The sequence below is a fragment of the Vibrio sp. St2 genome, from assembly GCF_947311885.1.
GTDB lineage: Bacteria > Pseudomonadota > Gammaproteobacteria > Enterobacterales > Vibrionaceae > Vibrio > Vibrio coralliilyticus.
The window spans coordinates 116594-137844 of sequence record NZ_CAMZNA010000003.1; the positions used below are offsets into that span (position 1 = coordinate 116594).

Consider the following 21251-nt stretch of genomic DNA (forward strand, 5'->3'; position numbering starts at 1 on the left):
TAGGGTATAACCTTAAGCTATACGCTTTGTCGCGCGGCTTCTTGGAGACGTTCAGCGAACCACTTGGCTGAAACAGAAAGCGGGTAATGCTGGCAGTAAATTAGAGAGACATTTACTGGTATCGCCGGCATCAATGAAGCACATTGGATCTGCGGATACGATTGATAATGCTTGGCGGTCCAAGGATCGATAATGGCGTTTGCCGCACCTTGCACGACCATTTCCGCGGCAACATTATAACTTCTAACGCTGACTTTCGGGTGAAAGTTGGGGGCGACGGTATGAATCGATTGGTGCAGCTGAAACCCAAGTGGATCTCGCGTGTCGAGTCCAACTAATGGCAGCGAACTCTCTAGTAGTTCCTGAAGCGTGACCGAGTGCTGAGCGGTCGTCTCTGCGGGGATCAGCACCTTCATTTCAGTATTGAGTAAAGTGTCTTGAACAATGGAAGAAGCGCTCTCTTCGCCAAAGCAAACGGCAAGATCTAACTCGTTTTTGACTAGGCCATCAATCAGTTCATCTCGATTTGCAGTGCACACTTCTAAGGTATAGTCCGTGTTATTACATACCTGCGCTATGACCGGTGCGAGGAAACCAGAGGCAAGTATTGGCGGTGAACCAATGCGGAGGTGATGCTGACCATGCTTGAGTTTGCTGGTTAAACTTCGAAATTGGCCAAGCTGTTGGTAGATCTTTTCCGCTTCCGTAATCAGAGACTGGGCTTCCTGAGTTGGAACCAGCCGACCTTTTATTCGATCAAACAGCGTGAAACCCAATTGCTGCTCAGTATGAGCCAGTACTCGGGTGATATTGGGCTGTGAAACATGAAGCTGCTTGGCTGCCCCTGACACTGTGCCTGCCTGCATGACGGCATAAAACACTTCTATCTGGCGTAGATTCACTTCCTTGCTTCCCTAAGTACATGAACGGATAGCGGCCACTTTAAAACAAATGGATGAAGTTAAAAAGAATTAACCTAACTGGGTTGACCTGTCTATAAGTGTAGGCTTTACTGTGCGGCCCGATTTTTGGTAGATGATAAAGAGGTGATTGATGGCGATTGGATTCGATTATGGAACGGCTAATTGTTCGGTAGCGGAATTGGTCAATGATGAGATCAGGCAGATCCCTCTAGTTGGAGATAGCTACTATATTCCATCTACTTTATGTGCGCCAACAGCGGAAGTTGTCTCTGAATATTTGTTTCGCTGTCTAGACATTGAGCCGGGTAGTGAAATCAGTGAAAGCGTACTGCGTCGAGCAATTAAGCTTAATCGCGAAGAAGGGCTGGAAGTACGCTCTGACGATATTCGATTTGGTCAACAAGCCTTAGAGCTCTATCTGGAAGATCCCAAGGATGTTTATTACGTAAAATCCCCCAAATCGTTCCTTGGGGTGACAGGCTTACGTGATATGCAGTTGGCCTTCTTTGAGGACTTGGTCTGCGCCATGATGGCCAATATCAAAACTCAGGCAGAACATTCACTCCAAAAAGAGATTTCTCAGACGGTCATTGGTCGCCCGGTGAACTTCCTCGGCCGAGGGGGAAATGATTCTAACCTACAGGCAGAAGGTATTTTGCGCCGCGCTGCCCGCCGAGCCGGCTTTAAAGATATCGAGTTTCAGTTTGAGCCTCTGGCGGCAGGTTTAGATTATGAAGCGAGCCTTGAACAGAATAAAAATGTGCTGGTTGTTGATATTGGTGGTGGTACAACAGATTGCTCATTTGTTCAGATGGGCCCAAGCTGGTGTGGGAAACAAGACAGAAGTGGGTCTTTGATTGCTCATTCTGGGCAGCGAATTGGTGGTAATGACCTAGATATTTTCACTGCCTTTAAATGCTTTATGCAGGAATTTGGTATGGGGTCGACCAGCCAGTCGGGCCTAGACATCCCAACCACTCAATTTTGGAACCCCATTGCAATCAACGATGTTCAGGCCCAGCGCAAGTTCTACGCACATGAAAACCTCAAGCAGCTACGACTGTTGCTAAAGGAAGCTCGTGAACCTGAAAAACTAGCTCGACTGGTGCAGCTGCATCAAGAAACTCTTGGTTACTCGGTGATTCGAGAAGCAGAGCAAACTAAGATAGCGTTGGCTGACGCGGCGGCTTACAACGCAAATCTGGATCTACTTTCTGAAGTGGTTTCACTATCTGTAACACGCCAACAAATGGAAGAAGCCATTGTCAATCCAACTGAGAAAATCAAAGCGCTGGTTATCGAAGCTATTAAGCAAAGTAGTATCAAGCCTGATGTGATTTACATGACAGGGGGCTCAGCCCGTTCACCTATCCTCACTGGGGCAGTGAAATCCGTACTTCCTGACACACCTGTGATAAGCGGGAACTATTTTGGTTCGGTAACGGCAGGGCTTGCTCGCTGGGCAAATACGATCTTCAGATAGCGGATGTAGAGTAACCAACTAGGTTGTTCCACCATTGCACTTTGCCTAATTACTATCCTGTTAATTTGACTGGATTTAGCTTTAAAAGCCCTCTATTGATAGAGGGCTTTTTGCTTTTTTCAAAAAAGTTCCGTTTAAATTTCAAAAAGTGTGAACTTGATCGAGAGGTAAGAAAAGGCCTCTTCTCTCACTAAAAACTTTAATACTTTCATGTGGTTAAAAATTGTTCATATTTTTGTTATTTGAGCAATTTCTAATAAATCTTCAAGCTAAGCACTTGGTTGCACTTCATTTTTAAATATTTCGTACTACGTTTTAATTGTTCGTGATGCTTTGGCCCTACAGGCCAGACACGGACAGAAGTTACAAACCTAAACGGACGTTAAGTTATGAAAATTAAATTATTAGCCGCTGCGATTGCGGCAACAGCATGTGGTACTAACGCTTTCGCTGCAGAAATCTACAATAGCGAAGGTTCAACAATTTCTATCGGTGGCTACGTAGATGTAGGCATCGGTGAGTATGACTCGGCAGATGAAGTGGAGGTGCATGATGTGTCTCCTCGAATCAACATCGCCGGAACACAAGATATCGGTAACGGTTTTACTGTCGATGCGAAAGGGGAATGGGCTCTAAACTACCTTGATGGTGGTGACACTTCTTTCACTACTCGTTTGGGTTACATTGGTGCGACTCATGAGCAGTTCGGTCGATTTGTAGTCGGTACTCAGTGGTCTCCATACTACGATATCGCTGGTGTTGCGGATTTACCAATCGCATTCGCCAATGACTTCTTATATGACGATCACAACAATCTCGGTACAGCTCGCGGTGAAGACATGGTCAGCTACCGTAAAGCGATCGAGCTGGGAGACATGGGAAGTCTAAATCTAGGCTTAGCATGGCAAGGTAAGCATACTGCAACCACGGATACTCAAACCGTTTCTGGTGGCACTGTTACGACGACTCGTACAAGCAAAGAGTACGACGCACGTGGTCAAATCGCATTGTCGATGAGTGTTTACGGTTTTAACCTAGGCTATTCATACAACGGCGGTGATGTAGACAACGTAGATGCGCATTCTCACGCGTTTGCTTTTAGCTCTGGTTCATACGGTGACGGCCTATACTCTGCTGTTGTTTATGCAATGAATGAGAATATGAATGGCTTCGAGGAAAGCGATGAGTATGAAATCCTTCTCGCTTACGCATTGGGTAACGGTTGGAACTTAAGCGTCAACTACGAAGCTGAAATTGATGACAAAGCTAGTAAAACTCAGTACAGCGAATCTGCATTGCAGGCAGAGTACACCTTCACGCCTAATTTCATGGGCTTTGTTGGTTATCAGTTTGACCTAGGCAATGACATTAACGTGAAAGAGGAAGACAATTGGACCATTGGTGCTCGTTACTTCCTATAAATCAATAAGATCTACTGCCTCAACACGTAATTGTGTTAGCGCCTATCCAGTGTTGGATAGGCGTTTTTCTGTTTTCTGGGATGGGTGTACCAATTATGGGGATTGGATCTTAGTTTCGAAACACGATGGGTTAATTCATTAATATGTTGAATTAATATTGGCGTTCGGAGTAGAACGATCAGGGAAGCAGCATGAATTCGGTAAAACTTGGCGATAAAAGTATCTATCCTAGCAAAGTGGTTTGCGTGGGACGCAATTATCTTGAGCACATCAAAGAGCTAAATAATGCAGTACCGGATGAAATGGTTGTGTTCAACAAACCGTCTTCTTCTATCTCTTCGCAGCTAATATCGCACCACGGTGAAACGCTACACTACGAGGGCGAAATTTGCTTTATCGTAAGTGGAGGTCAATTGAGTGCGGTTGGGCTCGGATTGGACCTAACCAAACGCGAGTTGCAATCCAAACTTAAGAATAAAGGGTTACCGTGGGAGCGCGCGAAAGCTTTCGATGGTTCAGCTGTATTTAGCCGCTTTATTTCTTTAGATGGTATTGCAATTGAATCTCTGGAAATTGAGCTGTTTATTAACTGTGTTCGTGTTCAAAAGGGGGCCGTCACCCAAATGATGTATACGCCCCAAACCATTATCGAAGAGCTCAGAACATACACCACTTTAAATGATGGCGATATCGTAATGACTGGCACCCCGCAAGGCGTTGGTGAAGTTCATACTGGTGATGTGTTCCTTGGACGATTAAAAGCTGAAGATAAAACGCTGATCGAAATTGAATGGTTAGCGCAATAACCCTTTACCTTTCCCCTAGGGAAAGGAGTAACCTCTGAATTCTGGTTAACTCAGAGGTCATTATTATGGGATGTTGTAATCAAGCTCCAAAAGGTGGTACTACTCAGCTAGGTGTACTGGTCAAGTGGGTCACGATACTAGGATGTGGTGTTTTGTTATTGGCTTTGATATTCGGCTAAAGCAGCTTTAGGCCAACAAACACCAACATACTGGCTAAGGTCGTCAGTAACACATTCTTAGTTTTCCAAGCCAAGATTGCCGCCAATATTGCAGAAAGTAGGTATGGGTTGTCTGGCGTAAGCCAGAGCTGCTTCTCAGGCATAAATACAATAGGAGCCCAGATTGCGGTCAGAACTGCCGGGCTTGAATAGCTGAGCAGGCGATGCGTTTTTGGGCTTAATCGTAAAGGTAGTCTAGGCTCAAGAAAAACATAACGGCTTAGGAAAACCAATGCTGTCATCGCTAAAATAGAAAGCATAATCATTATTTTGCCCCTCTTACTGTCTCGCAAACATAGCCCGCCACCATTCCGCATACGCTAGCAATCATTAGCCCTGACTCAATTTTCAAATAGCTGCAGACCACCGAGACGAGAAGCGAAGTTAACACCGCCATTAATATAGGGAAGCTTTTGATGTTGGGTGTGACAATTGCAATGAATGTCGCGGCGACCGCAAATTCCAATCCGAGCTCATTCATTGCTGGGATCTTGCTACCAGCAATGATGCCTGCCAAGGTGGCGAGGTTCCAGCAAAGGTAAAAGCTGAGTCCAGCACCGAGTGCATACCAGCGATTGAACTGCTGTTCTGATTGTTGGCCACACAATGCAAACAACTCATCAGTGAGCAGAAAACCCAACCCTAATCGCCATTTGAGTGGCAACGAGCTGACTTTACTGCGCATAGACACACTGTATAAAAAGTGGCGTGAAGTAATAAAGAAGGTTGCCAGCAGCATAGTGGCGAGTCCAGCTCCGGCTTTTAACATACCTGTTGCCACCAACTGAGCTGAACCTGCAAAAAGAATCGCCGACAAAGCTTGGCTTTCTATCACAGTAAGACCGGCATCAATGGCAAAAGATCCTGCAAGCAGCCCCCAAGGAACAACGGCAAGGCTGAGAGGCATCATAGCGAATGCTCCTTGCATGAATAATCGTTGTTTACTTGGTGTGTATGGAGAATTCAATGTCGTACTACTCATAAAAATTTGATTGGTTGTTAGACTTGTAATTATTAATACACACGTAAAACCGCGTGCCTTGTATAAAATTGCGCAGCTAAATGCTGTTGGCGTATTGCTTTGGGGTGACCCCCATCGCTCGTTTGAAGTGGCGATGAAAATGGCTTTGATCGTGGAATCCGGATTCCTGAGCAACATCTGAGATTTTCATTCCCTGCCGCAAGAGGCGCTTTGCGAATCTAAGTCGTGATTGGATTTGGTAGGAGTGTGGTGGCAACCCATACGCTTTCTGAAAGCTTCTCACAAGATGAAATGGGCTTAATCCTGCGAGTTTGGCCAGATCTTCCAACGATACATTCGCTTGTGGAAAGTCATCGAGAAACTCCTTAACGATACCAATTTGTTTAGAGCCAGACGTTATTAAATCGCTTGATTGACGGCTTTTGCTATGGCGAGCGATGAGTTTAACCAGTGTGCCGTAAACCAACGTTTCTCTAAGTAGTTTATTGTCTGACTTTTCTAGTACATCAAATACCAGCCTTAACTGTTGTGCCATTTCAGGGTCGTATACAACTGGCTCTGGGAAGTAAGGGGCAGATAATGCTGGGGTTAAACCTGAGATTATCTGAGAGAATTGTTCAGGAAGAGGGTACATGGCTTTGTATTCCCATCCTCCTTCAGTCGCCGTCTGGCCGTTATGCACTTCATCCGCATTGACTAAAATAATGCTGTCTTGAGGCGCAATATGATTGCCTCCGGTTCGATAGAACTTTTGAGCGCCTTTCTCTATAACACCAACGGTATAGCCTTCGTGGCTGTGGCGTGAAAAGTTTTGATGAGTGTATTTCGCATCGAGTAGCTCTAGCCCGCCAAGCTCAGAAGCAAGTTGAAAACGTGCCGACTCCTTCTTTTTATTATCAGCCATTCCTAGAAACTCCACACTTAAAACTCTCACCAGTCTAGCTTATAAGTTTCGCTTATTTTTGTACAAAATTGCTTTCCTTTTAAGAAAAAGTTAATAATCTGTAATGGTTTTATGTGTTGCTTTTTTGCTCGGTAAATGATTTTTATATCTAGTTATTGATCTTTTTTTGCTATAAAATCCCGCACTTTCTTGTCTAATTAATATAATAACTATGATTGATATATCGGTGCTTCCAGTTTATTTAACTGCAGTGGTGGCACTTTTATTGTTGCCTGGCCCGGATATGCTTCTGATCGCCAGCTCAAGTATGAGTTATGGCCGTCGAGTAGGTGTTTTTGCCAGTTTGGGTAACGCTACATCAGGTGTGATCTTAACGCTGCTTGCTGCCGCAGGCGTCTCCGCCTTGGTGGCGATGAGTCCTTTAGCCCTGAAAGCGCTTCATCTTCTAGGCGGCGCTTACTTGTTAAAAATGGGCTGGGATTGTCTACGAGCGAGTGACAGTGGGAATCCTGATTTGGACCCGTCAAATAAAGTGGCTGGGACTTTCTATCAGAGAGCATTGGTCAGTAATCTGCTTAACCCTAAAGCTTTAGTCTTTTTTGTCATGTTCTTACCTCAGTTTGTTTCGGTCAATATAGAGGCTTCATCTGGAGAACAAATGTTGGCATTGGGGTTACTGCTCAATGTGCTAGGGCTGGCTTTCAACTTCCTATTGGTTGCATTGGTGGGTACTTTAGGTAAACCACTGCTTGAAAATGCCAAGTTCCGAACATACCAACATAAGTTCATGGGGCTGATTTTTGCCATTCTGGCATTTTGGATGCTAAGCTCGTTTATCGCAGAGTTGTAATGTAAGGCCAGCAATTGCTGGCCTTATTTGTTAAGAGGAAAGGAAGCCTGTGCACATCAGTTTCATGTTGAACCCGCCAAAGAATATTAAAGATGCTATCTACAATGGGCTGAAATCATTTAACCTCAAGCATTTTCCTGATGAAGACATTGTGTCGTTGGCGTGCATTGCTGAAAATGAACAAGGTGATTTTGTCGGCGGATTAACGGGTGAGATTTTTACAAATACACTTTTTGTTGAATTTTTATGGGTAGATGAAGTCAAACGCTCTGCAGGCACGGGTTCTAGCTTAATGGCTAGAGTCGAGCAAGAAGCCAAAGCCCATGGCGTAACGGATATTTACTTGGATACCTACTCGTTTCAGGCAGCGGAATTTTATCTCAAGCTTGGTTTTAAAGAAGTTGGGCGCTACGAAGGTTTCCCAACGGCAGGCGTTGATAAGATTTTTTTACAAAAGAAAATTGTATAGTGAAGTTCTGACACTACACTAACATTCACTTTAGCCGCATACCCATAATGGGGCGGTTTTAATCCTCGGGTTTTACAGAGTTAATGATCAAGCGTTTGAAATCTGCAGTGATGGCGAGAATTACCTTACTTTTGGTTGGGTGGGTTTTTGCTATCTGCTTTATGCAGAATACCAGCATCATTAGCATGTGCTCGTTTAAGCAGTCTGCTCTTACCGACACTATTCAGCTCACCGATAACGGTGATGGCATTCAAAAACAGTGTGACCTGACAGAAAAGCTGCTCAGCAGTGCCAAGGTTAATCTTGATAACATGATGGTACCGATGTTTTTGTTCATTGTAGTCATCGTTGCCTGGCTGGTTCGGATTCGACCAGAAGCCCCATCCTTTACCGAACCTATTGTCCCCAAATCTAGGGTTCACCTCACATTGTGTGTTTTCAGAGAATAAATTCAATCATGTGTTTCTGACTTCGGTCAGAGGATTTAATACGTCTGTTATATCAACCATTTACAAAAATGGTGACTATTTTGGAAATACACATGAGAAGTTTATTAAAAGACATGGTCATGAGTGCAATCTCTCTGTTGTTTGCACTGAGTACCTTGCTATTTACCACCCAAGCCTTTGCAGAAGTCGATACCGGCTGGATGACCAAGCAGGAGCATCCGCCGCTCAAAACTCGCTTTGTTCTTACGGGTCAGGCTGACGCTGCGAGTAAAACCGTCGAAGGTTTTCTAGAAGTTGAACTGGATGACGACTGGAAGACCTACTGGCGCAGCCCGGGAGAAGGTGGTGTTGCTCCTTCTATTGATTGGGGAGAGTCGACCAATCTTGAAAACGTAGAGTGGCACTGGCCTTACCCGGAACAGTTCAGTTTGCTTGGCATTAATACACTGGGCTATAAAGATAAAACCGTGATTCCTATGACGTTAGCAGTCAAGGATTTTGCTCAACCCGTTGTATTGGATGCCAAGCTAACGATGTCGTCCTGTACCACGATTTGTGTGCTTACGGATTACCCATTTTCACTCACTTTCACCCCAAGTGAGCTGATTATCAATCAAGACGCACTTTATACGCATGCCCAAGCCATCAGCCAGGTACCTAAGTCTTCGCCTTTATTGTCGAATGCAAAAGCGACCTGGGATGCGAATGCCAATGTTCTTCAAGTTCAGATGAGCAAAGCGCTTGGTTGGCAGGACCCAGACTTTATTGTCGATGGGCATTCGGATGATGCAAAGGAGTACAGCTACAAACTGACTGGCTATAGTGTCGATGGAGATACAGTTACGGCTATGTTTGATGTGTCGAGTTGGTTAGGCGACATCAGCTTTAATGACCAGAGTATTTTTGTCACGGTTCAAGACAACAACTTTCTGGCTGAACAGGACGTCACCGTCTCAAATGGGGTAGTAACCAAGACCGATATCGATATCTCTCTATTGCAGATGATTGGTTTTGCTCTGTTCGGCGGTTTGATTCTTAACGTCATGCCGTGTGTTCTACCTGTCTTGGGTATGAAGCTCAGCAGTATTGTGGCAGTTCAAGGTGTTGAACGACGCCAGATCCGCTGGCAATTTCTCGCGTCTTCGGCTGGTATTCTTACCTCATTCTGGTTATTGGCTGGTTTCCTGTTGATACTTAAGCTGACCGGAAATGCAGTGGGTTGGGGGATTCAGTTCCAAAGCGGCTGGTTTATCGCCATTATGGTGCTGGTCACCAGTCTGTTTGGTGCCAATATGTTGGGGTTGTTCGAGATTCGCCTGTCTTCGAAAACCAATACTTGGGCTGCATCAAAAGGCGATAATTCCTATGCCGGACACTTTACCCAAGGTATGTTTGCCACCTTGCTTGCCACTCCGTGTTCTGCCCCGTTCTTAGGAACAGCGGTGGCTTTTGCATTAGCCGCTAGCTCACTGGAGCTGTTCACGATCTTTACTGCCTTAGCCATAGGGATGGCGCTTCCTTGGATTGGTGTTGCGCTTTTTCCAGGTATTGCAAAACTGCTGCCGAAGCCAGGCGCATGGATGAATAAGCTCAAACTCTTGTTTGGCGTCATGATGCTGGCGACCAGTATTTGGCTACTCACATTACTCAATAACCACATTCCCCCGTTCTGGACGCTGCTTATTGCCTTGGTGGCATTTGTTGTTGTACTGATTCGCGTGAAAAAGGTGTATGGCGACAAAGCCATGGCGATTTCAGGTTGTGGTGCTGTACTCTTGATAGCGGGCGGTTTTGTTCTAGCGAGCATGACCACTGATCACTGGGCAACCCCCTTGCCAGATGATTTGGTTTGGAAGCGATTATCTAATGAGCGGATTGAGCAAGCCGTTGAACAAGGTCAAACGGTGTTTGTTAACGTGACGGCAGATTGGTGTGTTACCTGTAAAGCGAACAAAATTGGCGTCATTCTACAGGATCCGGTCTATTCGGCACTGAAGCACCCATCGGTCACTTTGATTGAAGGGGACTGGACGCATCCTGATGGTTTAGTGACGGATTATCTGCGTGCCAATGGCCGATTTGGTGTGCCGTTTAACATTGTCTATGGGCCAAGCGCACCCGAAGGTATCCCATTGCCTGTTATCTTATCAAGCGAGGCTGTGATGGAAGCCATTGCAACCGCTGGGGGAGGGAACAGTTAGTGAAACGTTCTCTGCGTTACTGGCTTAAAGAGATTTTGATTCTGGTGGTATTAGCTATTGCGATTTCTGCGGCAATAGACTGGTTTCGTAGCCAGAGCTTACCGACGGAATCGGCGCCGCCGATCACGGGTGTCACTCTGGATGGAGAGTCAGTCGATGTGATTGCCATGAGCTATGAGCAGCCAGTGATGGTCTATTTCTGGGCGACTTGGTGTCCTGCGTGTAAGTTCGTCAGCCCAACGGTTGACTGGTTGAGTCAGTACTATCCGGTCATCGGTGTCGCTGGTTCGTCAGGAACCTCCGCTCGAGTTCGCCAGTTTATGCAGGCTCAAGAGTATCAATTTAGCAATATTAATGATGAAAGAGGGGAGATATTCAATCGTTGGAATATCTCCGTAACCCCAACCGTTTTCATAATCAAAGATGGCAAGGTGGAAAGCATTACAACAGGCATCATTACACCACCGGGTATGTTAGCCAGACTTTGGTTAAATCAATAGGAACAATAAAGTGATTAAGAAATTAACAATAGCACTGGCGATGGGCGTTATGGCGCTATCGCCTCTGGCTCAAGCTCAAAATCAGGACGAGAAAATCAACGAAATTGTCGAGATGCTCAAAGCCAATCCAAGTGTCGTCGACGGGCTTCATGAGAGTCTGGGCATGTACGTTAAACAGCAGCAACAATTTGATCAGTTGCTATCGAGCAGCCAAGCGTACATCAATGACCCTAAGCACACCTCTATAGGAGCGGAGAATGCGGAATTAACCTTGGTTAACGTGACAGATTACAGCTGCCCTTATTGTAAGAAGCTAGATCTTGAATTGCAGAAGCTGGTAGAGGACTACCCGCAGATCAAAGTCGTTAACTTGTATGTTCCGCTGAAAGAAGGTTCTTCGAGTGTTAACTCGGCGGGTTATGCTTTGAATGTGTGGCAAAACGTACGTGACAAGTATCCTCAAGTTCACGAATTGCTAGTGGCGAAACCAGGTACCCATGACGCGATTTCTTTAGCTAAAATCGCCAAGAAAACAGGTACAGAGCAATACCTGAACAACCCAGAAGACATTGAAAAGCAGTTGGAAAACAATTACGCGTTGTTCAATGGCTTCGGTTTGCGTGGAACGCCTGCTTTGATTGTCGGCGAGAGCGTGATACCAGGTTATGTACCTTACGATAAACTGGAAGAAATCGTAGAGAAGCAATTGTAATGAAAAAGGAACACTCCCTCATTGCGAGGGAGTGTTCGCTTACTCGCTAGTCATCTGAGCGTTTACGTTTTACGGCAGGGATGGCAAAAGCCCAGTGAGCGATGAGTAGACAAAGTAAGAAATAGATAGTCGTTGCTGGTGCTTGCAGTGGGAAATCAACACTCATGTGGATCAGCATCCCTAATATAGCCATAAAAGCCCCAAGCCCTGCCCCTTTCATCTGACGGCTGCGTCGATTTCGAAAAGCTTGCATCGACTTAAGCAGAGCAGCGACAACAGCCACAGCCAGTATTGATGTACCAATCAGACCATACTCGAAGACAAACTGGATATAGTCGTTGTGGGCGTGATCGTAAAAGAGCTGAATCTTTCCGTTGTTGTAGGCCTGAAACGACGAGTAAAAACTGCCTCCCCCCAAGCCAATCAGAGGTTGATGTTGAATTGCCTCCAATGCGGCGTAAACCACGTCGTCACGCGATTCATTGCTCAGGCTGGTCTCAACCAAACGTTGTTTGACTTTTTCTAAGCCAAACCAAGTGCTGACGATGACCGTATCGATCACAAACAGGCTGGCAATCAAAACGTACATACCTTTAGGCTTGTTCTTATACAGGAGCAACAGAAGCAAACTGCCTGTGGTTAAGGCGATGAAAAATGCCACGTTCCCCATTCTTGAACGCGTCAGCACTAAGGCAATCACCATGATAATCAAACCCAGGCGGATAAAAGCCTTATCGGACAGGAATACAGCGAAGAAGCGCTGTGCCGATAGGGTGATGCTTTGCTTTTGACTGTCTTGCAATTGGGAGATCAGCAATCCAAAACCAATGCATAGGTTAATCATCAGAAAGTTGGCTAAATGATTGTGATAAACGAAGCTACCAGACGCTCGATTTCCATTGGGTAAATCAAAAACGGGTGATAAGGGAAGATCAACCAACTGAATGACACCGGCATAAAAACCCTGACACACACCGCTGCTAACCATGACAAGAATAAGCGCTTTTAGCCGCGGCATATTGGTGATAACGACGGAAGCGATCAGGCAGATCTGCAAATAATGGAGTGTTTTTACTGAGGAAACGAGTGCTAGGCTGGTGTCCTCAAACGAACCAAAGGGAAGAACGGGTTGAATAAAAGCCCAAAGGGTAAATATTGCAAGTGGGATCAATACCCACCGAGTTCGTTTTAAATGATGAAGCCAGTGGTCAGTGGAATAACACAGAATGCAAAACAGTAGTAATCCCGCTACGAAGAATTCATTGATCGACCACGCCCAAGGTCTGTTTCCTCCGAGAGGGATCGGTAGCCAAAATACAAATAAAAGAAACAGTGGGTAGATCAGACGTTCAAGATAATTGGTCATAAAAACAGCACAAAAAAGAGGCAGGCTCATGGCCTGCCTTGAATAGACATATCAAAACTCAATTTGGCGAGGCAGTACCACCACCGCTACCATTGCCAGTACCCAATGCGGTAGTTGCGCCTGGGTTAACCGCTAAAGGTGGAGCGGTTGCAATACCTGCAGCGGTTGGTTCACTGATTAACGCCGGGTCAGCACCGCCTGAAATCGCGGCAATCAGAATGTCTGTTGGGTCCAGTAAGTTGAGCTCCGCGACAGCGTCGACGATATCCTGAGCATAGTCAGGAGCGGAGAACACCGCTTGTTGGATAAGCTGTTCGTACGCATCAGGGTTGGCATGGCTAACCACAATCGCTGTTGCTTTGGCGATTTGTTCAGGTGCCAGAGATTGTGTTGCCGCTTCGAGTACAGCCAAGCTGTCATTGGAATGGCTTTGAGCAGCAAGAGAGAGAATATCGGTCGTTTGGTCAGGACAGCTGGTTAGCAAACTGGTGAGAGTTGAAGTCAGGTCCGTTGCGCTATCTAAGGACGCTTGGACAGCGTCGAGATCGGAACAGGCCACATTTGGTGTTTCTTCTGCCAATGTTTGTGCTGAAAACGCAAGGCTGGCAATCAACATCCATATTCTGTTTTTCATGGTGATAGGTCCTGAATACTCTATGTGAGCGGTAATAAGGCCAGTATATGGTCTTACACTGATTAATCGACAATTATTGATTTAACATTCTGTTTTTCTTAAAAATGATTCGCTCGCATGTTCAATTATGAAACACTCATACTTTGAGATAGCGGCACGAGCCAATCGACGCATAGTCCACATCCTGCATCTGCTTCATTACGATACAAGCAAAGCGAAACTTGTTACTTTGCATTAGGTAATCGCGAAATGTCTGGCGAACGTCTTTGTGTTTGATAGCTCGATAAATGTGTGGCATCGCTAGCTTCCTTTCCTTAGGTGTGAATGTCTGCCAGTTGGAGAGTGCCAGCGTTGCAATTTTTAGGTTCACTTCAGGAATAAAGGGGCCGTGAGTATCTGCTTGGATCAGGTATTGGCTTCGATTAGCCCCGCTGAGCTGAGTTTCTAAAGCCGCTAGGTTCGCCCAGGTGTTAGGCCAGTTCGGTCTAAGCTCTGCGCTATTGATGTATGCTTGCTTAGCCAAACTCAGATATTTACCTTTCTCTGATTCGTCGCTGATATACGCCTTCCACTCGTACACTTTTCCTTGTAAGTCAAAGTAGTGAGGATGAGAAGAATGGTGATTAAGGCTGGCGTCGATCAGTTTCTCAGCACTTTCTATTTCGTCTAGCTGCGGCTTCTCTTCTGACGCGTTCCAGTGCTCTATTTTATTTGAAACCGCTTTGGCGTAGAGTGAGGCCACACCAAAGTGATACGAAAGAAACAGAATGAATATGGCTGAGGCAGCTAGCCCCAGCTTAAACAACAAAGCGGAAACCTTGCCTTTCATTACGCGTTTTCGACTCCGTAATAAGACTGATACTGTTTGTAGCCGCTGTAAGCGGACGCTTTTTTAACGTTCAGCTTGTTAAGGATCACACCGTCAATCCTTGTGCCTTGCTGAGCGAGCTTGCCAACTACATCACGTACTGTTTTGGTTCGTGTATGCGAAGCATTGATGACGATGACCGCTGAATCAACATATCGCGATAGCATGAAGGCATCACTGACAGCCAGACAAGGTGGTGTATCGATGATGATGCGATCGTATTTAGTTCTCAGTTGCTCAACGAAATCACCAAAACCTGTTGAAGAGATAAGCTCAAGTGGATTGTTGGTGTATGTCCCAGCGGCGAGAATATCCAGCTCAGACTCTTCATCGTGATAAATACAATCTTCGATAGTATGAGTTTTGGTTAGGATGTTTGTTACGCCTGGCTGAGCAGAAGGCAGACCAAAACGTCGGGCGACAGTCGGCTTTCTCAAATCGCAGTCGATCAGCAAGGTCTTTTCCATTTGTGCTAATGACAGCGCCAAATTGAGTGCTGAAGTGGTTTTCCCTTCATCGGGCTGTGAAGACGTCACCATGACAACAGAATTGGATTTGTTTGAGTTCGCTAGCAAATATCCTGTACGCACTGTTCGAACGGCTTCTGTCAATTGGCGGTTGCGCTCGTCGAAGTAGGCTTTGCCATCCAGTGGGCGTTTGGTTTTAAGTGCTGGAACGATCCCCAGAATTTCGAGTGACAACTGTTTTGATACCTGTTTGATATCGGTAAAGGTGTCATTCACTGCATCAGCAACGAATGCCATTACGCAGCCAAAACTCAAAGAAGCTAGGAATGCTAAGATGACGATCATCTTACGGTTTGGTTTACTTGGCGCAAGCGGAGGGCTTGCATAGTCGGTAAAACGTGCAATATTGGCGTTGAAATCGCTAGACGCATTGGTCTCTTTCTGGCGACTAAGGAACAGGTCAAACAGCTCACGGTTTGTTTGTACTTCGCGCTTCAACTCAGAGTATCTGGCGTTCTTGACGGTCAAAGCCTGAAACTCAACTTTGCGTTTTTCTAGTTCGCCACGAATGGTTTGCTCGGCTTGCCTGGCGGCTTTAAGCTCGTTATTGATGCCATTGAGCAGTTGGTTTAACTCTGAGCGCAGGTTCTTCTTAACGGATTCTAACTCTGCAATTGCTGCTTTGAGCTTAGGGTGCTTAGGGCCGTAACGCTTAGAGAGTTCCGAAACTTTTCGTTCAGCCTGAACTTCTGCAACTTTGACATCACGAATGGTTGGATGGTTAGAAATCTCTGGTACCGAAGCCAGCGCTGACAACTGATTAGAGTCAGACTTGTAGTTTCTGGCTACCTGGTACAGTGTTTCAGCTGCAACACGACGATCACGAGCTTTGTTTAATTGAGAGGTGAGTTCAGCCAGCTCTTGTGAGGCGAGGCTTTCCACCCCTTGGATATCAACTAGACCTTCTTGTTGTAAGAACGCTTGTAGCTGAGCTTCCGATTGACGCAGTTTTTCGCGCAAATCGCCAATACGCTCATTTAACCAGCTCGACGCCTGCTGAGTGACCTCAATTTTCGCTTCAATATTGCTGTCCATGAAAACGCGTCCGATTTCATTGGCAATTTGCGCGGATAGCTCTGGGTCTCTACTGGTATATGAAACCTGTACAAGTTGCGTTTTACGGATTGGGTTGATCGCTAATCCGCGTTTGAACTTGTATAGTACCAGTTTGTTTCTCGCGTAGTCTGACTGCTCAAGCTCTTCATTAGGTAGAGACTTTCTAAAAGCTTGCAGGACAGGAAACCATTCCATCAAGCGATCTTTCAAAGAAACGTTGGATTCTTCCTGTGCTCGCGGATCAAACTCAGGGTGACTGGTCAGATTGAGACGGCGAATCACTTCTTCGGAGACTCGGTCTGATTTCAAAATCTCTATTTGAGTGAGATAGTATTCCTGACTCTTGGTGTCTAAGCCGTAAAACTCTTCAATAGAGATGATGTTGGCTTGCTTGGACTCAATCAGAAGTGTTGCTCTTGCGGTGTATTTTGAAGGCAGTGAAAGTACCACCAATATCGCCAGAGCAGTGACCAGTATTGAGAAAATAATGATGCGCCACTTATAGTTAAGCAACACTTTAAAGTATTGGCGGATATCAATGAGCTCTTCTTTGCTCACCGGAGAATTCTGGGTATTTTCCATAATATTCAATTAAAAGAAGCTTTCTTCAACGGTGATAATGTCACCAGGTTGGATTCGGTGAAGTAGGGAGACACGAGTTGGTTTTGAATCTGGTTCGTCGCTGGACGAAACGAAGATTTTTGACTTTGAAGCTCGCTCAGTAAATCCACCCGCAATAGTAATGGCCTTATTCACGGTTAGTCCGGGATGAAACGGGTAACCGCCTGACGTGATGACTTCGCCGTTGATAAAGTAAGGACGATATTCCACGACACTGACGTAAACGTTAGGGTTGACTAGATAGCCGTCAAGCAATCCATCATGAATGGACTGCTTGACTTCTCTTAGAGTGCGGCCTTTGAGGGCGATACTGCCAAGGAAAGGGTAATCGATAGAGCCACTATCGCTAACGCGGGTTTCCAGTGACAGTTCAGGTTCGTCATAAACCTGCACCTTAATCAGATCGCCGACGCCAAGGCGATAAAGCTCATCGCTAGCAAGGGTTTGAAACGAAACACATAGCAGCAGAATTGAAAATAGAGACTTCATGAGCTTACATCACACCTTCTACTGCTACGTAGTAGACAGACTGGTCATAGCTAAAGTTGCTTAGGTTGGAATCACGAGATTCGTATGACACTCCGCCTTTGAACGTCAACCAACGACGAAAATCGTAATCAAGATAAACACTCGCTTTGGAAGTATCGTCTTTGCGACTACTGTCAGTGTAATCTTCTGACAGATAAGAAAGCTCAGTGTGCGTAGAGATAATTTCTGACCAGTTGTGTGACCAATTAGCGTTGTAGACTGAGGTATCAATTGCACCACCCAAACCATTAGGGTCAGTAGACTTACGGCTAGATTTCAGTTCGAGTGCTGAGTAGCTTCTCAGCATGTATGCAACGTCGACATCCCATGAAAATGAGTCAAAATCCTCTCGCTGTGATGCGTCGAACTCTTTGTTCTGATAACCAATTTTAACACTGCCGCGTAGCTTACCGGTGGCATCCCATGAGGTGCCTAGGTAAACAAAATGGTGCAAGCTATCACGCTCGCTGGAACCCGGAGCGACTTCGTTGTAGCTACGGTCATTGACGATGTACTGCGCTAACAGCGATGTTTTAGGAAATGCTTTGTAGAAGAAAGCGGTACTGAATCTGCCTTCGTCCCAATCTTGATATCGAGTCACATTTCGGTTGTTCTTGTACGACAAATCACCCCAACCAACATTCGCTTCTATTTGACCTTTTGCTTCGGTGCTGCCATAGCGATAGCCAAGATTGAAAGAGTTCGAGACATATTTGTTGTAGTCGAGGTTGGAGGTTGTATCGTTGTCACCACGGTTTTCATGTGTTTTGGCTAAGCTGTAACGCAGATCGAGTGCATTTCTTGAGTTCGCTTCCCAGTAACTGGTCAGGTCAAGAAAGTGATCGGTATAGTTGTCGCGTTGTGAGCTAAAAAACTCACCGCGCTGGATGCGATAGCCAAGATTGTGCTTTTGTTTGTCACTTTCCAGCTCAAACCCGACACCGGGTTCATAGACAGCGAACCAAGAGCTGGTTTCATCAAACTCTTCTTTCGCCACGTTACTGTTATAGCCACTGTAGAGGTTCAGGTAAGGCACAATTGCGATACCCGATTCTGTTTCAATTGGCACAGGTGTTGGCGCCGCATAGACCGAATGAGAAACCGCAAGAGTCAGAAACCCGCTTGTGATTGATGTGAGTTTGTTGAATCTATTCATAATAAACATCATGTCCATGACTTAATAGGCATTTTTGCCAACAAAACCTTTGAAAACTGTAAGGAAAACAATCTTAATATCGAACCATAGAGACCATCTGTGAATGTAATCTAGGTCGAATTGCACGCGCTTTTCCATCTTGTCGATGGTGTTGGTTTCACCGCGCCATCCGTTTACCTGAGCCCAACCTGTAATGCCTGGTTTCACTTTGTGGCGCAACATGTAGCGGTTCACAATAGTGCGATACTCTTCGTTGTGCGCGACAGCATGAGGGCGTGGGCCAACAATAGACATACGGCCTTGCAGCACGTTGATAAACTGAGGGAGCTCGTCCAATGAAGTACGACGAATGAAAGCCCCGAACTTAGTCACACGCGGGTCGTTCTTTGTTGCCTGAGCGACCTTAGCGCCATTATCCATTACCTTCATGCTACGGAATTTCCACACTTTGATCGGCTTACCATCCAGGCCGTATCGAAGCTGCTTGAAAATGATGGGGCCCGGAGAAGAGATTTTTACACCGATAGCGACGGCAAGAAGTACTGGGCTAATCAACACAAGAATTAAGCTGCTCAAAACCAAATCTTCTAAACGTTTTAACCAAGTCGATAACCCATTAAACGGTGTGTCGAATATGCTGAATGCGTTGACTTCACCTATGGTGTACCAGCGGGAATGCAATAGATTAAACGTGAAGAAATCGGGCACGACATACGTATTTACGGTACTGTCAGAAAAGGCTTCCAAAATATCTGAAATACGTTTTTGTGCCTGCATCGGCAAAGCAATATAGATATTTTGCACTTCGCCATTCTTTGCTAACGCTAATGCATCTTTTATTGTGCCTAATATAGGTAAATCACTGGTCAGTCGCTTCGGTTCTCGGTCATCATAGAAACCCGTGAGTTTAATTCCTAATTCTGGATGATTACGCAAGTTGTTTGATAGTTCTAATCCTTGCGGAGTTAAACCTATAATGGCTGCTTTTTTTGTATGAACGCCCCGCTGGTGGAGGTAATAAAGTGCCATGAAAGCGAACATGCGCCAAATAAGCAGAGCTGCAAAAGTGAGTACAATCCAATAACCAATAATTAGACGGGAAAAGTCTGGGCCAGTTTTTGAAAAGTAGCTAAGTAACGTGAGTCCACCAACGGTAGAGACCCAACAAAAAGAAGTATAAAGCGCCAGAGAACGAAGTTTAGCAGTACGCCAATGGCTGTATATATCCAGACTTTCAGCGATGAAAGAGTAGATGATAACACCCAACAGACCTGCAGAGATGTAGCCTAAGGTAACAATGTGGGCATTTGCTTTGATAGCAATATACAACGCACAGAGTATTACCAAGCAGTCAATAAGACGATAAAAGACTTTACCGTGATAATTGGTAATACGTATCTTTCCTCGTTCACTCATTGTGAGCTCCTGAAATACATGTAATCCCTGTAAGGTTTTAACAAATAAAAATAGCAAGGCGCATTTTTATAACATCTTTATATAGGTTGCAATGATACAAGGTGGCTCAATATTAAGACTGATGGTGTATTGTTTTAGATTGAGGGTGATAGATTAAATTATTTACTAATAAATAGTGGGTTAGATAATTATTAGATGTTTTACTCAATAAATTGAGAGTGTGTTTTTTATTTATTTTATTTTCTAATTTGGATGAGAATAATTTAATTTTCTCAAAATAGAAACAATTACAGATGGTTGGAGTTCTTATTTATAAGAATGGTTGTTATTGGCTATTTACAACAGGTATTTACTTTGAGTTTGGACTTTTATTTAGTTATTGCTAGTTAGACAAATGGTTAGAAGAGAGAGGCAAGAACTTGACTTGGTATTCTTGCCCAGAGAGACGTTATTTCGTCTGATAACGTGCAACGAAGGTGTGAGTTGCACATTCTACTGCACTTTTTAGTAGTTCACAGTTTGCCGGAGGTTGATGCCCAAGTAGTTGAGGCCAAAAAACGACGGCTTTAATACTGCCGATAAATTGTTCAACAGCCATGGAGATGTCATCGACTTCAAGAACCCCAGCCTCAATTCCTTGTTTTACCCACTGATTAAGGCCATAAGAGTCCTCGATAGCCTCGAAACGTTTCATCAGCAATTGAGAAGTGTGAGGACATCGAATGCATTCCGCCATGACTAAGCGAGCGGTCATTTGAAAATCGTCGGTATTGATGTAACACATCTGCTTGAGTGTGATATCGATAAGTTGTGCTGCCACTGACACAGAAGGTTCAAATTTCAGCTCACATTGTTCATCAAAGCGACATATTAGCTTATCTACAATGACCTCAAATAGAGCATCTTTGTTTGGGTAGTATTTGTATAACGTGCGTTTTGAAACCCCAGCATGTTTCGAAATACCTTCCATACTGGCCTGCTCAAAGCCTTTTTGAGAGAAAACTTCAATGGCGGACCTGATGATATCTTCTTGTTTTATATCGCTTCGTTTAATCATGCACTCATCTCAAGATACTTAAAGTAAACGATGGTGTTTACTTTTAATGTCGCAGTGTCTAAAGTATACACCATCGTTTACTTTCTTGGGTAGCTACTAGGTCA

Annotated in this window: 21 protein-coding genes; 9 read left to right on the forward strand and 12 right to left on the reverse strand. The window is 45.0% G+C overall.

Features of this window, described 5'->3' with window-relative positions; translation table 11 throughout:
* Positions 1-17: 17 nt before the first annotated feature.
* Entirely contained in the window at positions 18-902 is an 885-nt protein-coding gene (locus tag QMA41_RS12250) for a LysR family transcriptional regulator (RefSeq protein WP_038158389.1), read from the reverse strand.
* 151 nt (positions 903-1053) lie between these two features.
* On the opposite strand from QMA41_RS12250, the gene yegD reads away from it, so the two are divergent.
* From yegD to QMA41_RS12265, 3 genes are all read left to right on the forward strand, one after another.
* On the forward strand, positions 1054-2406 hold the full coding sequence (yegD, locus tag QMA41_RS12255; protein ID WP_281629798.1) for a molecular chaperone: 1353 nt from the start codon (positions 1054-1056) through the stop codon (positions 2404-2406).
* Positions 2407-2795: 389 nt separating this feature from the next.
* Positions 2796-3827 carry a porin gene (locus tag QMA41_RS12260; RefSeq protein ID WP_006960509.1) on the forward strand — a complete coding sequence of 344 codons (1032 nt, stop codon included), beginning with the start codon at positions 2796-2798 and terminating at the stop codon, positions 3825-3827.
* A 191-nt stretch (positions 3828-4018) separates the two neighbouring features.
* The gene (locus tag QMA41_RS12265) at positions 4019-4633 is read left to right on the forward strand and encodes a fumarylacetoacetate hydrolase family protein (protein ID WP_281629799.1); all 615 of its coding nucleotides are present in this window, start codon (positions 4019-4021) and stop codon (positions 4631-4633) included.
* Positions 4634-4808: 175 nt separating this feature from the next.
* Here the strand turns inward: QMA41_RS12265 and QMA41_RS12270 are convergent, their stop codons facing one another.
* From QMA41_RS12270 to QMA41_RS12280, 3 genes are all read right to left on the reverse strand, one after another.
* On the reverse strand, positions 4809-5117 hold the full coding sequence (locus tag QMA41_RS12270; protein ID WP_006960515.1) for an AzlD domain-containing protein: 309 nt from the start codon (positions 5115-5117) through the stop codon (positions 4809-4811).
* Entirely contained in the window at positions 5117-5833 is a 717-nt protein-coding gene (locus tag QMA41_RS12275; RefSeq protein ID WP_281629800.1) for an AzlC family ABC transporter permease, read from the reverse strand. The genes QMA41_RS12270 and QMA41_RS12275 overlap by 1 nt, the downstream gene beginning before the upstream one ends.
* A 76-nt stretch (positions 5834-5909) precedes the next feature.
* Entirely contained in the window at positions 5910-6737 is an 828-nt protein-coding gene (locus tag QMA41_RS12280) for an AraC family transcriptional regulator (RefSeq protein WP_281629801.1), read from the reverse strand.
* Between the two features lie 211 nt (positions 6738-6948).
* Between QMA41_RS12280 and QMA41_RS12285 the strand changes: the two genes are divergently transcribed.
* The 6 genes from QMA41_RS12285 to QMA41_RS12310 all read left to right on the forward strand — a co-directional run bounded on the left by QMA41_RS12285 (position 6949) and on the right by QMA41_RS12310 (position 11918).
* Positions 6949-7587, forward strand: coding sequence for a LysE family translocator (locus QMA41_RS12285; protein WP_281629802.1), 639 nt, complete (start codon positions 6949-6951; stop codon positions 7585-7587).
* A 49-nt stretch (positions 7588-7636) separates the two neighbouring features.
* Positions 7637-8056, forward strand: a complete 420-nt coding sequence (locus QMA41_RS12290; protein WP_065742113.1) for a GNAT family N-acetyltransferase — start codon at positions 7637-7639, stop codon at positions 8054-8056.
* 83 nt (positions 8057-8139) lie between these two features.
* Entirely contained in the window at positions 8140-8505 is a 366-nt protein-coding gene (locus tag QMA41_RS12295) for a hypothetical protein (RefSeq protein ID WP_281629803.1), read from the forward strand.
* A gap of 92 nt (positions 8506-8597) precedes the next feature.
* Positions 8598-10706 carry a protein-disulfide reductase DsbD domain-containing protein gene (locus QMA41_RS12300; protein ID WP_281629804.1) on the forward strand — a complete coding sequence of 703 codons (2109 nt, stop codon included), beginning with the start codon at positions 8598-8600 and terminating at the stop codon, positions 10704-10706.
* Positions 10706-11206: a redoxin domain-containing protein gene (locus tag QMA41_RS12305; protein ID WP_006960533.1), complete on the forward strand. Its 501-nt coding sequence runs from the start codon at positions 10706-10708 to the stop codon at positions 11204-11206. Before QMA41_RS12300 ends, QMA41_RS12305 begins: the two co-directional genes overlap by 1 nt.
* Positions 11207-11216: 10 nt before the next feature.
* Positions 11217-11918 (forward strand): DsbA family protein, encoded by a 702-nt coding sequence (locus tag QMA41_RS12310; RefSeq protein ID WP_281629805.1) that lies wholly within the window; start codon positions 11217-11219, stop codon positions 11916-11918.
* A 46-nt stretch (positions 11919-11964) separates the two neighbouring features.
* Here QMA41_RS12310 and QMA41_RS12315 read toward each other — a convergent pair whose 3' ends face one another.
* From QMA41_RS12315 to QMA41_RS12350, 8 genes are all read right to left on the reverse strand, one after another.
* The gene (locus tag QMA41_RS12315) at positions 11965-13284 is read right to left on the reverse strand and encodes an O-antigen ligase (RefSeq protein WP_281629957.1); all 1320 of its coding nucleotides are present in this window, start codon (positions 13282-13284) and stop codon (positions 11965-11967) included.
* 58 nt (positions 13285-13342) lie between these two features.
* Complete coding sequence (locus QMA41_RS12320; RefSeq protein ID WP_281629806.1) at positions 13343-13918, reverse strand: hypothetical protein; 576 nt, start codon at positions 13916-13918, stop codon at positions 13343-13345.
* Positions 13919-14054: 136 nt separating this feature from the next.
* Positions 14055-14747 carry a VpsP family polysaccharide biosynthesis protein gene (locus QMA41_RS12325; protein WP_281629807.1) on the reverse strand — a complete coding sequence of 231 codons (693 nt, stop codon included), beginning with the start codon at positions 14745-14747 and terminating at the stop codon, positions 14055-14057.
* Positions 14747-16951 carry an exopolysaccharide regulatory tyrosine autokinase VpsO gene (gene vpsO / locus QMA41_RS12330; protein WP_095664226.1) on the reverse strand — a complete coding sequence of 735 codons (2205 nt, stop codon included), beginning with the start codon at positions 16949-16951 and terminating at the stop codon, positions 14747-14749. The genes QMA41_RS12325 and vpsO overlap by 1 nt, the downstream gene beginning before the upstream one ends.
* A gap of 9 nt (positions 16952-16960) precedes the next feature.
* Positions 16961-17479 carry an exopolysaccharide export protein VpsN gene (gene vpsN / locus QMA41_RS12335; protein ID WP_281629808.1) on the reverse strand — a complete coding sequence of 173 codons (519 nt, stop codon included), beginning with the start codon at positions 17477-17479 and terminating at the stop codon, positions 16961-16963.
* 4 nt (positions 17480-17483) lie between these two features.
* Positions 17484-18674: an outer membrane beta-barrel protein gene (locus QMA41_RS12340; RefSeq protein ID WP_029235954.1), complete on the reverse strand. Its 1191-nt coding sequence runs from the start codon at positions 18672-18674 to the stop codon at positions 17484-17486.
* 21 nt (positions 18675-18695) lie between these two features.
* Entirely contained in the window at positions 18696-20090 is a 1395-nt protein-coding gene (vpsL, locus tag QMA41_RS12345) for an exopolysaccharide biosynthesis glycosyltransferase VpsL (protein WP_281629809.1), read from the reverse strand.
* Positions 20091-20538: 448 nt separating this feature from the next.
* Complete coding sequence (locus QMA41_RS12350) at positions 20539-21147, reverse strand: TetR/AcrR family transcriptional regulator (protein ID WP_006960550.1); 609 nt, start codon at positions 21145-21147, stop codon at positions 20539-20541.
* Between the last annotated feature and the right edge of the window lie 104 nt (positions 21148-21251).